This window comes from Tepidibacter aestuarii (assembly GCF_934924865.1).
Classification (GTDB): domain Bacteria; phylum Bacillota; class Clostridia; order Peptostreptococcales; family Peptostreptococcaceae; genus Tepidibacter_A; species Tepidibacter_A aestuarii.
In genome coordinates this window covers 3,457,514-3,469,806 of the sequence record NZ_OW235315.1, presented here as the reverse complement: position 1 = coordinate 3,469,806, position 12,293 = coordinate 3,457,514, and the positions used below count along the sequence as shown (strand labels likewise).

General features: G+C 44.9%; 2 protein-coding genes, 45 tRNA genes and 3 rRNA genes. 48 read left to right on the top strand and 2 right to left on the bottom strand.

Annotated features, from left to right (window positions below; all coding sequences use genetic code 11):
• Positions 1-21: 21 nt before the first annotated feature.
• The gene (locus M2214_RS17110; protein ID WP_248481158.1) at positions 22-1,344 is read right to left on the bottom strand and encodes a Na+/H+ antiporter NhaC family protein; all 1,323 of its coding nucleotides are present in this window, start codon (positions 1,342-1,344) and stop codon (positions 22-24) included.
• Positions 1,345-1,536: 192 nt separating this feature from the next.
• A complete protein-coding gene (gene nhaC / locus M2214_RS17105) occupies positions 1,537-2,943 on the bottom strand; it encodes a Na+/H+ antiporter NhaC (protein WP_408648334.1) in 1,407 nt (468 codons plus the stop codon).
• A 625-nt stretch (positions 2,944-3,568) separates the two neighbouring features.
• Here nhaC and M2214_RS17100 point away from each other — a divergent pair.
• The 48 genes from M2214_RS17100 to M2214_RS16865 all read left to right on the top strand — a co-directional run bounded on the left by M2214_RS17100 (position 3,569) and on the right by M2214_RS16865 (position 12,287).
• Positions 3,569-5,084: ribosomal RNA gene (locus tag M2214_RS17100) — 16S ribosomal RNA — on the top strand.
• 103 nt (positions 5,085-5,187) lie between these two features.
• Positions 5,188-5,263 (top strand) — tRNA-Ala (locus M2214_RS17095).
• Between the two features lie 59 nt (positions 5,264-5,322).
• A 23S ribosomal RNA gene (locus M2214_RS17090) occupies positions 5,323-8,243 on the top strand.
• 48 nt (positions 8,244-8,291) lie between these two features.
• A tRNA-Gly gene (locus M2214_RS17085) sits at positions 8,292-8,365 on the top strand.
• A 3-nt stretch (positions 8,366-8,368) separates the two neighbouring features.
• Positions 8,369-8,485: ribosomal RNA gene (rrf, locus tag M2214_RS17080) — 5S ribosomal RNA — on the top strand.
• Together the 16S, 23S and 5S rRNA genes with 45 tRNA genes alongside form the textbook arrangement of a ribosomal RNA operon.
• A gap of 4 nt (positions 8,486-8,489) precedes the next feature.
• Positions 8,490-8,564 (top strand) — tRNA-Asn (locus M2214_RS17075).
• Between the two features lie 8 nt (positions 8,565-8,572).
• Positions 8,573-8,661 (top strand) — tRNA-Leu (locus tag M2214_RS17070).
• Between the two features lie 6 nt (positions 8,662-8,667).
• Positions 8,668-8,743, top strand: a tRNA-Met gene (locus M2214_RS17065).
• Between the two features lie 4 nt (positions 8,744-8,747).
• Positions 8,748-8,822, top strand: a tRNA-Glu gene (locus M2214_RS17060).
• Positions 8,823-8,831: 9 nt separating this feature from the next.
• Positions 8,832-8,907 (top strand) — tRNA-Val (locus tag M2214_RS17055).
• Positions 8,908-8,914: 7 nt separating this feature from the next.
• Positions 8,915-8,991, top strand: a tRNA-Asp gene (locus tag M2214_RS17050).
• A 37-nt stretch (positions 8,992-9,028) separates the two neighbouring features.
• Positions 9,029-9,103: transfer RNA gene (locus M2214_RS17045), tRNA-Thr, on the top strand.
• A gap of 6 nt (positions 9,104-9,109) precedes the next feature.
• Positions 9,110-9,195 (top strand) — tRNA-Tyr (locus tag M2214_RS17040).
• 10 nt (positions 9,196-9,205) lie between these two features.
• A tRNA-Leu gene (locus M2214_RS17035) sits at positions 9,206-9,289 on the top strand.
• A 3-nt stretch (positions 9,290-9,292) separates the two neighbouring features.
• Positions 9,293-9,367 (top strand) — tRNA-Gly (locus tag M2214_RS17030).
• A gap of 6 nt (positions 9,368-9,373) precedes the next feature.
• A tRNA-Arg gene (locus M2214_RS17025) sits at positions 9,374-9,450 on the top strand.
• 5 nt (positions 9,451-9,455) lie between these two features.
• Positions 9,456-9,531, top strand: a tRNA-Gln gene (locus M2214_RS17020).
• Positions 9,532-9,540: 9 nt separating this feature from the next.
• Positions 9,541-9,616, top strand: a tRNA-Lys gene (locus M2214_RS17015).
• Positions 9,617-9,625: 9 nt separating this feature from the next.
• Positions 9,626-9,714: transfer RNA gene (locus M2214_RS17010), tRNA-Ser, on the top strand.
• A 3-nt stretch (positions 9,715-9,717) separates the two neighbouring features.
• A tRNA-Phe gene (locus M2214_RS17005) sits at positions 9,718-9,793 on the top strand.
• 9 nt (positions 9,794-9,802) lie between these two features.
• Positions 9,803-9,879, top strand: a tRNA-Met gene (locus tag M2214_RS17000).
• Between the two features lie 8 nt (positions 9,880-9,887).
• Positions 9,888-9,964 (top strand) — tRNA-Ile (locus M2214_RS16995).
• A 20-nt stretch (positions 9,965-9,984) separates the two neighbouring features.
• Positions 9,985-10,061 (top strand) — tRNA-Pro (locus M2214_RS16990).
• Positions 10,062-10,066: 5 nt separating this feature from the next.
• Positions 10,067-10,143 (top strand) — tRNA-His (locus tag M2214_RS16985).
• Positions 10,144-10,149: 6 nt separating this feature from the next.
• A tRNA-Lys gene (locus M2214_RS16980) sits at positions 10,150-10,225 on the top strand.
• An 8-nt stretch (positions 10,226-10,233) separates the two neighbouring features.
• Positions 10,234-10,307 (top strand) — tRNA-Cys (locus M2214_RS16975).
• Between the two features lie 63 nt (positions 10,308-10,370).
• Positions 10,371-10,445: transfer RNA gene (locus M2214_RS16970), tRNA-Asn, on the top strand.
• A gap of 7 nt (positions 10,446-10,452) precedes the next feature.
• Positions 10,453-10,541, top strand: a tRNA-Leu gene (locus M2214_RS16965).
• A 6-nt stretch (positions 10,542-10,547) separates the two neighbouring features.
• A tRNA-Met gene (locus tag M2214_RS16960) sits at positions 10,548-10,623 on the top strand.
• A gap of 4 nt (positions 10,624-10,627) precedes the next feature.
• Positions 10,628-10,702, top strand: a tRNA-Glu gene (locus M2214_RS16955).
• A 9-nt stretch (positions 10,703-10,711) separates the two neighbouring features.
• A tRNA-Val gene (locus tag M2214_RS16950) sits at positions 10,712-10,787 on the top strand.
• Between the two features lie 7 nt (positions 10,788-10,794).
• Positions 10,795-10,871: transfer RNA gene (locus M2214_RS16945), tRNA-Asp, on the top strand.
• 37 nt (positions 10,872-10,908) lie between these two features.
• Positions 10,909-10,983 (top strand) — tRNA-Thr (locus M2214_RS16940).
• 6 nt (positions 10,984-10,989) lie between these two features.
• A tRNA-Tyr gene (locus M2214_RS16935) sits at positions 10,990-11,075 on the top strand.
• 10 nt (positions 11,076-11,085) lie between these two features.
• Positions 11,086-11,169: transfer RNA gene (locus M2214_RS16930), tRNA-Leu, on the top strand.
• Between the two features lie 3 nt (positions 11,170-11,172).
• Positions 11,173-11,247, top strand: a tRNA-Gly gene (locus tag M2214_RS16925).
• 6 nt (positions 11,248-11,253) lie between these two features.
• A tRNA-Arg gene (locus tag M2214_RS16920) sits at positions 11,254-11,330 on the top strand.
• A gap of 5 nt (positions 11,331-11,335) precedes the next feature.
• Positions 11,336-11,411, top strand: a tRNA-Gln gene (locus tag M2214_RS16915).
• Positions 11,412-11,420: 9 nt separating this feature from the next.
• Positions 11,421-11,496: transfer RNA gene (locus M2214_RS16910), tRNA-Lys, on the top strand.
• Between the two features lie 9 nt (positions 11,497-11,505).
• Positions 11,506-11,594 (top strand) — tRNA-Ser (locus tag M2214_RS16905).
• A 3-nt stretch (positions 11,595-11,597) separates the two neighbouring features.
• A tRNA-Phe gene (locus M2214_RS16900) sits at positions 11,598-11,673 on the top strand.
• Between the two features lie 9 nt (positions 11,674-11,682).
• A tRNA-Met gene (locus M2214_RS16895) sits at positions 11,683-11,759 on the top strand.
• An 8-nt stretch (positions 11,760-11,767) separates the two neighbouring features.
• Positions 11,768-11,844: transfer RNA gene (locus tag M2214_RS16890), tRNA-Ile, on the top strand.
• A gap of 20 nt (positions 11,845-11,864) precedes the next feature.
• Positions 11,865-11,941: transfer RNA gene (locus M2214_RS16885), tRNA-Pro, on the top strand.
• A gap of 5 nt (positions 11,942-11,946) precedes the next feature.
• Positions 11,947-12,023, top strand: a tRNA-His gene (locus M2214_RS16880).
• A 6-nt stretch (positions 12,024-12,029) separates the two neighbouring features.
• A tRNA-Lys gene (locus M2214_RS16875) sits at positions 12,030-12,105 on the top strand.
• Between the two features lie 8 nt (positions 12,106-12,113).
• A tRNA-Cys gene (locus tag M2214_RS16870) sits at positions 12,114-12,187 on the top strand.
• 23 nt (positions 12,188-12,210) lie between these two features.
• Positions 12,211-12,287: transfer RNA gene (locus tag M2214_RS16865), tRNA-Arg, on the top strand.
• The last annotated feature ends 6 nt before the right edge of the window (positions 12,288-12,293 follow it).

The following is a 12,293-nucleotide window of genomic DNA, read 5'->3' as shown; positions in this document are numbered from 1 at the left end:
CTATAATAATTTAAAAAACATTTAAGCTAATACGTCTATGTTATTATTTTTTCTGGATTTTAATATAAATACAATAGGTATCAGATAACACAAAAATGAGTATGGAATAAAATTAATAGAAGGTACTCCCAAAAGTGTAGAAGCTATAATAGAATTTATATTCCAGGGAATCAAAGGAACTGTTATTGTGCCGCTATCACTTAAACATTGAGATAAATCTTCGTTTTCTAAATTATAGTCAATAAATGCATTTTTCATAAATTTACACGGGACAATTATCCCAACGGTTTGATTACATGTTAATGTATTTAAAACTATACTAAGTAAAGAGCATTTTTTTAGTAAGTCATATTTGGTTTTTATCGACGAGATTAATTTGTTTATCAAAATACTTAAGCTATCTGTTGCATCTAATAGACCTGTAAACGTAGTTGCACTTATTATTGTGAATACGACGGGAACCATTGATATGAATCCCCCCCCATTTATTATATTAGATGTGGAATTATTCTCATTAAATCCAATTAATGAGATTTTTATTAAGCTATGCATACTAGTGCGTTGAATCAAAAATCCGATTAAAAAGCTAGAACATAATGATGCTAGTATGGACTTAGTTATATCTATTTTTATTATTATTAATATAAAAAGTATTATTACAGGTATTAAGCAAAGTATGTTTATATTAAAACTCTTAGATAAATTCACTAATATATTGTCTAAATTACTGTAATTATTTGCGCTATTGTACTTACCTAAAATAAAATACAGAATACAGCTGGTTATAAAAGCTGGAAGTAATGTTGTATTCATTTTATTTATAAGTTTGTATGGATTAGAATGTGTCATCTCTATATTCAAATTTAAAGCGCCGGATATAGGAGAAGATCTATCTCCTAAGAAGGCACCTGATACTATTGCTCCTGCGAGAATAGAGGTATTTAAGCCTATGGCTTTTCCTATTGTTATAATTACAACCCCTATAGTTGATATACTGCCTACTGCAGTTCCCAGTATATATGATATAGCAGACATTATTAGAAAAGAGATAAGTATAAAGTTATATTTTTTTAATATAGTAAGCCCTAAATGAATCATATATGGTATAGTTCCACATACCATCCATGATGATGTAAGCATACCTACTAATGAAAGAATTAGTATTATGCGTTTTGCAGATAATACACTCGATATTATACTTTTATTTAAATCTTTGTAGTTATATTTATTTAGTATGCCATTTATATATATAAATAAGGCAGAAATTGATATTCCTATATATACTGGCTTTTTCATTATTACTGATAGTGATATTAATATAAGTGGTACTAATATATTTTTCATGTTAAACGACCTCTCAAATAAGATTATAAAAATAAGAAATTCAAATCATGCTATATCATAAACATTCTAGTGGCAATAATTTCTACAATTTTGAGGATTATAATAACTCATATTTTACTTTATGTTATAAACAAATTGAAAATGATATAGTTTATTTATAAATAAAAAGAAAGGGCCCTATGGGCCCGTAATTTATTCTGTAATATATTCTTCTTCAGGAAGCTTGTGCATTGTAATTCCTGTAAATCCATAGAACATAGATACTAGAGGATTTATTAGATTTAAAAATGCATAAGGTAAATAAGCAAATGGATGAACACCTAATGTTGCAAACATGTATGCTCCACATGTATTCCACGGAATAAGAGGAGATGTAAGTGTTCCTGAATCTTCAAGTGCTCTTGATAAGTTTTTAGGGTGAAGACCTTTTTTAGTATAAGCATCTTTATACATTCTTCCTGGAATAACTATAGATAAGTATTGCTCTCCTGTAACTAAGTTTACGAATATACAAGAGAATATAGTAGCAACGACAAGTCCGCCAGTACCTCTTGCTAACTTTAATATGCCTTCTGCTATAACCTCAAGCATACCTGTTTTTTCAAGTATTCCTCCAAGTGCCAAAGCACATAATATTAAAGAAACTGTCCACATCATAGATTGAAGACCACCACGAGTTAATAATGAATCTACAGCTTCGATTCCTGTTTCTGATACGAACCCGTAATTAGCAGCAGTAATTATTTCTCCAAGTGATGATTTTTGGAATATAGAAGCAAATATTCCTCCAAGTAAAGAACCTGTTATAAGACCTGGAATTGCTGGAACTTTTAAAATAACTATTGTGATTACTATTATAGGTGGAAGGAAGAGTAATGGATTTATGTTAAAACTAGATGAAAGAGCACTAAGCATTTGGTTTATTATAGTAGGGTCAATATTTTTACCTGCATATTTAGCACCTATGAAACCGTAAAGGATAAGAGCGATTACTAAAGATGGTCCAGTTGTGAATAGCATGTGACGTACATGGTCGAATAGATTAGCACCTGCCATGGCTGGTGCTAGATTTGTAGTATCTGATAATGGGGACATTTTATCTCCAAAGTAAGCACCAGATATGATTGCACCGGCAACTATATGGGGAGGAATACCAAGTCCTTGACCAACACCTAAAAGTGCTATACCAACAGTACCAGCTGTAGTCCAAGAAGATCCTGTAGCAAGAGCAACTATTGCACATATTACACAAGTTGCAACTAAGAATATACCAGGCGATAATATCTTAAGGCCGTAATATATCATAGTAGGAACTACACCACTTAATATCCAAGTACCTATAATTGTACCTACTATCATAAGAATCAAAATAGCCTGCATTGCCATATTGATGGTTTTCATAACGCCTTCCTCAAGCTCATTCCATTTAAAACCAAGCCTAGTAGTAGCCATAAGAGCAGCTACGACAGCTCCGCAAATTAAAGGAATATGAGGTGATGCCTCATACTTAAAAACTGCAACTCCTATAAATAAGATTAAACATAAAATAGGAATGAGAGCTTCTAGTAAGTTTGCCTTACGTTTTTGTTTTGCCATTATAATTTTCCCCCTTTTAAAATAATAAAAACTAAGTTTTTAATATCCAGTTATAAGTATGTTATCTAACTGAATTTAGGTCGGGTTAACACAAGAACATAACAATATATATTCACCCCTGTAATATTTTGAATATAATATTGCCGTTTAGTTGATAAAATTATAAATGTATGGAAAGTATAGCATAAATCTTCTGAAAATTCAATACATTTAAAAAGCCACAATACACATTAAATTATTTTAGGTTGCGTTAGTATATTAAATTATCTTAATGAGAAGAATATCAATTGGATTTATTTTATTTAGAAATATAAATAAAATTACTTAATATATTTTCAATAGACACAATTAAATAGGGCTTATGTTTAGATTATATTAATGTATATAATGTACTAAAAAATGATTTAAATATAGTAATTAATAAGTAAAAAATAAAAAAATATAAAAAAGTGTTGACGAAATGTTTCAAAGGTGATATATTATTACTTGTCCTCGACAACGAGGCTAACGAAAAACACATGAATACAACATATGAACTTTGAAAATTAAACAGTAGGTTATAAATAAATCACATCAGTGATTTTCGGAAACAACACATAAAGTCAGTTTACTGAGTACTGACAAACTTTTATTTAAGAGTTTGATCCTGGCTCAGGATGAACGCTGGCGGCGTGCCTAACACATGCAAGTCGAGCGGAGATTAAAAAGCTTGCTTTTTAATCTTAGCGGCGGACGGGTGAGTAACGCGTGGGTAACCTGCCCTATACACACGGATAACATATCGAAAGATATGCTAATACGAGATAACACATTTTTAAGGCATCTTAGAAATGTCAAAGCGTTAGCGGTATAGGATGGACCCGCGTCCCATTAGCTAGTTGGTGAGGTAAAAGCTTACCAAGGCGACGATGGGTAGCCGACCTGAGAGGGTGATCGGCCACACTGGAACTGAGACACGGTCCAGACTCCTACGGGAGGCAGCAGTGGGGAATATTGCACAATGGGGGAAACCCTGATGCAGCAACGCCGCGTGAGCGATGAAGGCCTTCGGGTCGTAAAGCTCTGTCCTAAGGGAAGATAATGACGGTACCTTAGGAGGAAGCCCCGGCTAACTACGTGCCAGCAGCCGCGGTAATACGTAGGGGGCAAGCGTTATCCGGAATTACTGGGCGTAAAGGGTGCGTAGGCGGCCTTGTAAGTCAGAAGTGAAAGGCTACGGCTCAACCGTAGTAAGCTTTTGAAACTGCAGGGCTTGAGTGCAGGAGAGGAGAGTAGAATTCCTAGTGTAGCGGTGAAATGCGTAGATATTAGGAGGAATACCAGTTGCGAAGGCGGCTCTCTGGACTGTAACTGACGCTGAGGCACGAAAGCGTGGGGAGCGAACAGGATTAGATACCCTGGTAGTCCACGCCGTAAACGATGAGTGCTAGGTGTCGGGGGTTACCCCCCTCGGTGCCGCAGCTAACGCATTAAGCACTCCGCCTGGGGAGTACGCTCGCAAGAGTGAAACTCAAAGGAATTGACGGGGACCCGCACAAGTAGCGGAGCATGTGGTTTAATTCGAAGCAACGCGAAGAACCTTACCTAAGCTTGACATCCCTCAGACCGCTTCTTAATCGAAGCTTTCCCTTCGGGGACTGAGGTGACAGGTGGTGCATGGTTGTCGTCAGCTCGTGTCGTGAGATGTTGGGTTAAGTCCCGCAACGAGCGCAACCCTTATCTTTAGTTGCCAGCATTTTGGATGGGCACTCTAGAGAGACTGCCGAGGATAACTCGGAGGAAGGTGGGGATGACGTCAAATCATCATGCCCCTTATGCTTAGGGCTACACACGTGCTACAATGGCTAGTACAGAGAGTTGCGAAACCGCGAGGTCAAGCTAATCTCTTAAAGCTAGTCTCAGTTCGGATTGCAGGCTGAAACTCGCCTGCATGAAGCTGGAGTTACTAGTAATCGCGAATCAGAATGTCGCGGTGAATGCGTTCCCGGGTCTTGTACACACCGCCCGTCACACCACGGAAGTTGGGGGCGCCCGAAGTCAGATATCCAACCGTAAGGAGGAATCTGCCGAAGGTGAAATCAATGACTGGGGTGAAGTCGTAACAAGGTAGCCGTATCGGAAGGTGCGGCTGGATCACCTCCTTTCTAAGGAGAAATAACCTACTGTTTAATTTTGAGAGTTTATAAAAAACTCTTGACGAATTTTAATAAATTTGTTATTATATATTTCGTCAAAAAAATACAATATGGGGGCGTAGCTCAGTTGGGAGAGCACTTGCCTTGCAAGCAAGGGGTCAGGAGTTCGACTCTCCTCGTCTCCACCATTTAGTATTTTATATACTATATTAGTACTTTGAAAATTGAACAGATTTAAATAAATTTAGGTTAAGTTATTAAGGGCGTAGGGCGGATGCCTTGGCACCAAGAGCCGATGAAGGACGTGGTAAGCTGCGATAAGCTTCGGGGAGATGCAAGCAATCTTTGATCCGGAGATTTCCGAATGGGGAAACCCACCTAGAGTAATGTCTAGGTATCCTTAGATGAATACATAGTCTAAGGAGGGGAACCGAGGGAACTGAAACATCTAAGTACCTCGAGGAAGAGAAAGAAAAATCGATTCCCTAAGTAGCGGCGAGCGAAAGGGGAAGAGCCCAAACCTATGAAGTTTTCTTCATAGGGGTTGCGGATATGCTCACAAGAAAGAGGTATTGTAGTCGAAGAGGTTTGGAAAGACCCACCATAGAAGGTAATAGTCCTGTAGATTAAACAAGAAGACTTTCGAGCATACTCCAGAGTACCACGGGACACGTGAAACCCTGTGGGAAGCTGGGGGGACCACCCCCCAAGGCTAAATACTTCTTGGTGACCGATAGCGTATAGTACCGTGAGGGAAAGGTGAAAAGAACCCCGGAAGGGGAGTGAAATAGAACCTGAAACCCTATGCCTACAAGCTGTGGGAGCACATTTTTAGTGTGACCGCGTACTTTTTGTAGAACGGGCCAACGAGTTACGATAAGTAGCAAGGTTAAGGACTTAGGGTCTGGAGCCGTAGCGAAAGCGAGTCTTAACTGGGCGATTCAGTTACTTGTCGTAGACCCGAAACCGAGCGACCTACCCATGGCCAGGATGAAGCGAAAGTAAAATTTCGTGGAGGTCCGAACCCACGCACGTTGAAAAGTGCGGGGATGAGCTGTGGGTAGAGGTGAAATTCCAATCGAGCTCGGAGATAGCTGGTTCTCCCCGAAATAGCTTTAGGGCTAGCCTCAAGCTTAGAGATGAGGAGGTAGAGCACTGAATGTCCTAGGGGCCCTGTGGGTTACCGAAGACTATCAAACTCCGAATGCCTTTATCTTTTGCTTGGGAGTCAGACTGTGGGTGATAAGATTCATAGTCGAGAGGGAAACAGCCCAGACCGTCAGCTAAGGTCCCTAAATGTAAGTTAAGTGGTAAAGGATGTGGGATTGCACAGACAACCAGGATGTTGGCTTAGAAGCAGCCATTCATTCAAAGAGTGCGTAATAGCTCACTGGTCGAGTGATCCTGCGCCGAAAATTATCGGGGCTAAAACTTACTACCGAAGCTACGGCATTGACTTTGTCAATGGGTAGGGGAGCATTCACTGCGGGTTGAAGCTAGACCGGAAGGACTAGTGGACTGCAGTGAAGAGAGAATGTTGGCATGAGTAGCGAGACGTAGGTGAGAATCCTACGGGCCGAAAACCCAAGGTTTCCTGAGGAAGGTTCGTCCGCTCAGGGTTAGTCGGGACCTAAGCCGAGGCCGAAAGGCGTAGGTGATGGACAACAGGTTGAGATTCCTGTACTACCGATAATCGTTTGAAGAATGGGGTGACGCAGAAGGATAGGCTATCCTACTATTGGATATGTAGGTCCAAGCATTAAGGGAGCATTGATAGGCAAATCCGTCGGTGCAATCCTGAGGTGTGATGGGGAGCGAAATTTAAGTAGCGAAGTAGTCGATTTCATGCTGCCAAGAAAAGCCTCTACTGAGATTAAAGGTACCCGTACCGCAAACCGACACAGGTGGGTGAGAAGAGAATTCTAAGGCTAGCGAGAGAACTTTTGTTAAGGAACTCGGCAAAATGACCCCGTAACTTAGGGATAAGGGGTGCCTCATTAGGGTGTATGCCCGAAGAGGCCGCAGAGAATAGGCCCAAGCGACTGTTTACCAAAAACATAGGTTTCTGCTAAGTCGAAAGACGATGTATAGGAGCTGACGCCTGCCCGGTGCTGGAAGGTTAAGGGGATGTGTTAGACATTAGTCGAAGCATTGAACTTAAGCCCCAGTAAACGGCGGCCGTAACTATAACGGTCCTAAGGTAGCGAAATTCCTTGTCGGGTAAGTTCCGACCCGCACGAAAGGCGTAACGATTTGGGCACTGTCTCAACAAAAGACTCGGTGAAATTGTAATTCCGGTGAAGATGCCGGATACCTGCGACAGGACGGAAAGACCCCATGGAGCTTTACTGTAGCCTGGCATTGGATTTCGATATTACATGTACAGGATAGGTGGGAGACTGAGATACGAGAACGCCAGTTTTCGTGGAGTCATCCTTGGGATACCACCCTTGTAATATTGAGATTCTAACCATAGACCATGAATCTGGTCTTGGGACACTGTCAGGTGGACAGTTTGACTGGGGCGGTCGCCTCCCAAAATGTAACGGAGGCGCCCAAAGGTTCCCTCAGCACGGTCGGAAATCGTGCGAAGAGTGCAAAGGCAAAAGGGAGCTTGATTGCAAGACATACAGGTCGAGCAAGGACGAAAGTCGGGCTTAGTGATCCGGTGGTTCCGCGTGGAAGGGCCATCGCTCAACGGATAAAAGCTACCCTGGGGATAACAGGCTTATCTCCCCCAAGAGTCCACATCGACGGGGAGGTTTGGCACCTCGATGTCGGCTCATCACATCCTGGGGCTGTAGTAGGTCCCAAGGGTTGGGCTGTTCGCCCATTAAAGTGGTACGCGAGCTGGGTTCAGAACGTCGTGAGACAGTTCGGTCCCTATCCGTCGCAGGCGTAGGAAATTTGAGAGGAGCTGTCCTTAGTACGAGAGGACCGGGATGGACATACCTCTGGTGCACCAGTTGTCACGCCAGTGGCATAGCTGGGTAGCTATGTATGGAATGGATAAGCGCTGAAAGCATCTAAGCGCGAAGCCAACCTCAAGATAAGATTTCCCATCTTTATGAGTAAGATCCCAGGAAGACTACCTGGTTGATAGGTTCAAGGTGTAAGCTCAGTAATGAGTTCAGCTGATGAATACTAATAGATCGAGGACTTAACCAAATTTTAAATCTGGTCAATTTTGAAAGTATTAATCTTAATACTTAATATGCGGGTGTAGCTCAGTGGTAGAGTTCCGGCCTTCCAAGCCGGCTGCGAGGGTTCGACTCCCTTCACCCGCTCCAATATGTGGTTATTATAGCAAAGAGGATACACCTGTTCCCATTCCGAACACAGAAGTTAAGCTCTTTAGCGCTGATGGTACTTGGGGGGCAGCCCCCTGGGAGAGTAAGACGTAGCCACGTATGTTCCAAGGTAGCTCAATGGTGGAGCAATCGGCTGTTAACCGATAGGCTGTGGGTTCGAGCCCCACCCTTGGAGCCAAAAAAAATGCCGAGGTGGCGGAACTGGCAGACGCACAGGACTTAAAATCCTGCGGTCCTTACAGATCGTACCGGTTCGATTCCGGTCCTCGGCACCACAATAACGCGGGATGGAGCAGTTGGCAGCTCGTCGGGCTCATAACCCGAAGGTCGTAGGTTCAAGTCCTGCTCCCGCAACCAGTATGGCCCCTTGGTCAAGCGGTTAAGACACCGCCCTTTCACGGCGGTAACAGGGGTTCGATTCCCCTAGGGGTCACCATTAATAATTGGGCTCATAGCTCAGCTGGGAGAGCACCTGCCTTACAAGCAGGGGGTCACAGGTTCGAGCCCTGTTGAGCCCACCAATTATTTGGCCTGGTAGTTCAGTTGGTTAGAATGCCAGCCTGTCACGCTGGAGGTCGAGGGTTCGAGTCCCTTCCAGGTCGCCAAATAATTAAATTGGGATATTTAAAAAAATAAAAAAGTGCTAGTGTGGCTCAACGGTAGAGCAGCTGACTTGTAATCAGCAGGTTGTAGGTTCGATTCCTATCACTAGCTCCAAAACATGGAGGGGTTCCCGAGTTGGCCAAAGGGGGCAGACTGTAAATCTGTTAGCATCGCTTTCACTGGTTCGAATCCAGTCCCCTCCACCATCAATAATGCGCGGGTGTGGCGGAATTGGCAGACGCACTAGACTTAGGATCTAGCGCTTTTAGCGTGGGGGTTCAAGTCCCTCCACCCGCACCATAAGCGGAAATGGCTCAGTGGTAGAGCATCGCCTTGCCAAGGCGAGGGTCGCGAGTTCGAATCTCGTTTTCCGCTCCAAAATATGTGCCTGTAGCTCAGTTGGATAGAGCAGTGGCCTTCTAAGCCACGTGTCCGGGGTTCGAATCCCTGCAGGCACGCCATATACTGGGGATTCGCCAAGTCGGTAAGGCTCAGGATTTTGATTCCTGCATGCGTTGGTTCGAGTCCAGCATCCCCAGCCAATTTAATCTGACCCATTAGCTCAGTCGGTAGAGCACCTGACTTTTAATCAGGGTGTCCCGCGTTCGAGTCGCGGATGGGTCACCAAAGAAATGCGGAGGGGTGTCCGAGTGGCTTAAGGAGCTGGTCTTGAAAACCAGTGACTCCGAAAGGGGCCGTGGGTTCAAATCCCACCTCCTCCGCCAAATGCCCAGATAGCTCAGTCGGTAGAGCAGGGGACTGAAAATCCCCGTGTCGGTGGTTCGATTCCGCCTCTGGGCACCAATAAAATGTGGCGGCATAGCTCAGTTGGCTAGAGCGTTCGGTTCATACCCGAAAGGTCACTAGTTCGAATCTAGTTGCCGCTACCAAATAAAGTGGGCCTTTAGCTCAGTTGGTTAGAGCGCCCGGCTCATAACCGGTAGGTCTGGGGTTCGAGTCCCTGAAGGCCCACCACTTTATTTAATATATTATATCGAGGTGTAGCGCAGTTTGGTAGCGCACGTGGTTTGGGACCATGGGGCCGGGGGTTCGAGTCCCTCCACCTCGACCAATATGGTGGGTATAGCTCAGTCGGTTAGAGCGCCAGATTGTGGCTCTGGAGGCCGTGAGTTCGAATCTCATTACTCACCCCATATTTTGACCCATTAGCTCAGTCGGTAGAGCACCTGACTTTTAATCAGGGTGTCCCGCGTTCGAGTCGCGGATGGGTCACCAAGAAAAATGGCGACATAGCCAAGTGGTAAGGCAGAGGACTGCAACTCCTTCATCCCCAGTTCGAATCTGGGTGTCGCCTCCATAAAACATATTGACAGTAACAATCAAATATGATAATATATATTTTGTTGTTACGAAATTACGTTCCAAGGTAGCTCAACGGTGGAGCACTCGGCTGTTAACCGATAGGCTGTGGGTTCGAGTCCCACCCTTGGAGCCAAAAAAATGCCGAGGTGGCGGAACTGGCAGACGCACAGGACTTAAAATCCTGCGGTCCTTACAGATCGTACCGGTTCGATTCCGGTCCTCGGCACCACAATGACGCGGGATGGAGCAGTTGGCAGCTCGTCGGGCTCATAACCCGAAGGTCGTAGGTTCAAGTCCTGCTCCCGCAACCAGTATGGCCCCTTGGTCAAGCGGTTAAGACACCGCCCTTTCACGGCGGTAACAGGGGTTCGATTCCCCTAGGGGTCACCATTAATAATTGGGCTCATAGCTCAGCTGGGAGAGCACCTGCCTTACAAGCAGGGGGTCACAGGTTCGAGCCCTGTTGAGCCCACCAATTATTTGGCCTGGTAGTTCAGTTGGTTAGAATGCCAGCCTGTCACGCTGGAGGTCGAGGGTTCGAGTCCCTTCCAGGTCGCCAAATAATTAAATTGGGATATTTAAAAAAATAAAAAAGTGCTAGTGTGGCTCAACGGTAGAGCAGCTGACTTGTAATCAGCAGGTTGTAGGTTCGATTCCTATCACTAGCTCCAAAACATGGAGGGGTTCCCGAGTTGGCCAAAGGGGGCAGACTGTAAATCTGTTAGCATCGCTTTCACTGGTTCGAATCCAGTCCCCTCCACCATCAATAATGCGCGGGTGTGGCGGAATTGGCAGACGCACTAGACTTAGGATCTAGCGCTTTTAGCGTGGGGGTTCAAGTCCCTCCACCCGCACCATAAGCGGAAATGGCTCAGTGGTAGAGCATCGCCTTGCCAAGGCGAGGGTCGCGAGTTCGAATCTCGTTTTCCGCTCCAAAATATGTGCCTGTAGCTCAGTTGGATAGAGCAGTGGCCTTCTAAGCCACGTGTCCGGGGTTCGAATCCCTGCAGGCACGCCATATACTGGGGATTCGCCAAGTCGGTAAGGCTCAGGATTTTGATTCCTGCATGCGTTGGTTCGAGTCCAGCATCCCCAGCCAATTTAATCTGACCCATTAGCTCAGTCGGTAGAGCACCTGACTTTTAATCAGGGTGTCCCGCGTTCGAGTCGCGGATGGGTCACCAAAGAAATGCGGAGGGGTGTCCGAGTGGCTTAAGGAGCTGGTCTTGAAAACCAGTGACTCCGAAAGGGGCCGTGGGTTCAAATCCCACCTCCTCCGCCAAATGCCCAGATAGCTCAGTCGGTAGAGCAGGGGACTGAAAATCCCCGTGTCGGTGGTTCGATTCCGCCTCTGGGCACCAATAAAATGTGGCGGCATAGCTCAGTTGGCTAGAGCGTTCGGTTCATACCCGAAAGGTCACTAGTTCGAATCTAGTTGCCGCTACCAAATAAAGTGGGCCTTTAGCTCAGTTGGTTAGAGCGCCCGGCTCATAACCGGTAGGTCTGGGGTTCGAGTCCCTGAAGGCCCACCACTTTATTTAATATATTATATCGAGGTGTAGCGCAGTTTGGTAGCGCACGTGGTTTGGGACCATGGGGCCGGGGGTTCGAGTCCCTCCACCTCGACCAATATGGTGGGTATAGCTCAGTCGGTTAGAGCGCCAGATTGTGGCTCTGGAGGCCGTGAGTTCGAATCTCATTACTCACCCCATATTTTGACCCATTAGCTCAGTCGGTAGAGCACCTGACTTTTAATCAGGGTGTCCCGCGTTCGAGTCGCGGATGGGTCACCAAAAAAAATGGCGACATAGCCAAGTGGTAAGGCAGAGGACTGCAACTCCTTCATCCCCAGTTCGAATCTGGGTGTCGCCTCCATTTTTTTTGTAAAAATCAAATAAGCGCCTATAGCTCAACTGGATAGAGTGTCTGACTACGAATCAGAAGGTTGGGGGTTCGAGTCCCTCTGGGCGCACCACGTTTA

Bases quoted from the DNA above. Each gene is read 5' to 3' on its own strand.
- M2214_RS17110 (WP_248481158.1), bottom strand. From the start codon at position 1,344: ATGAAAAATATATTAGTACCACTTATATTAATATCACTATCAGTAATA.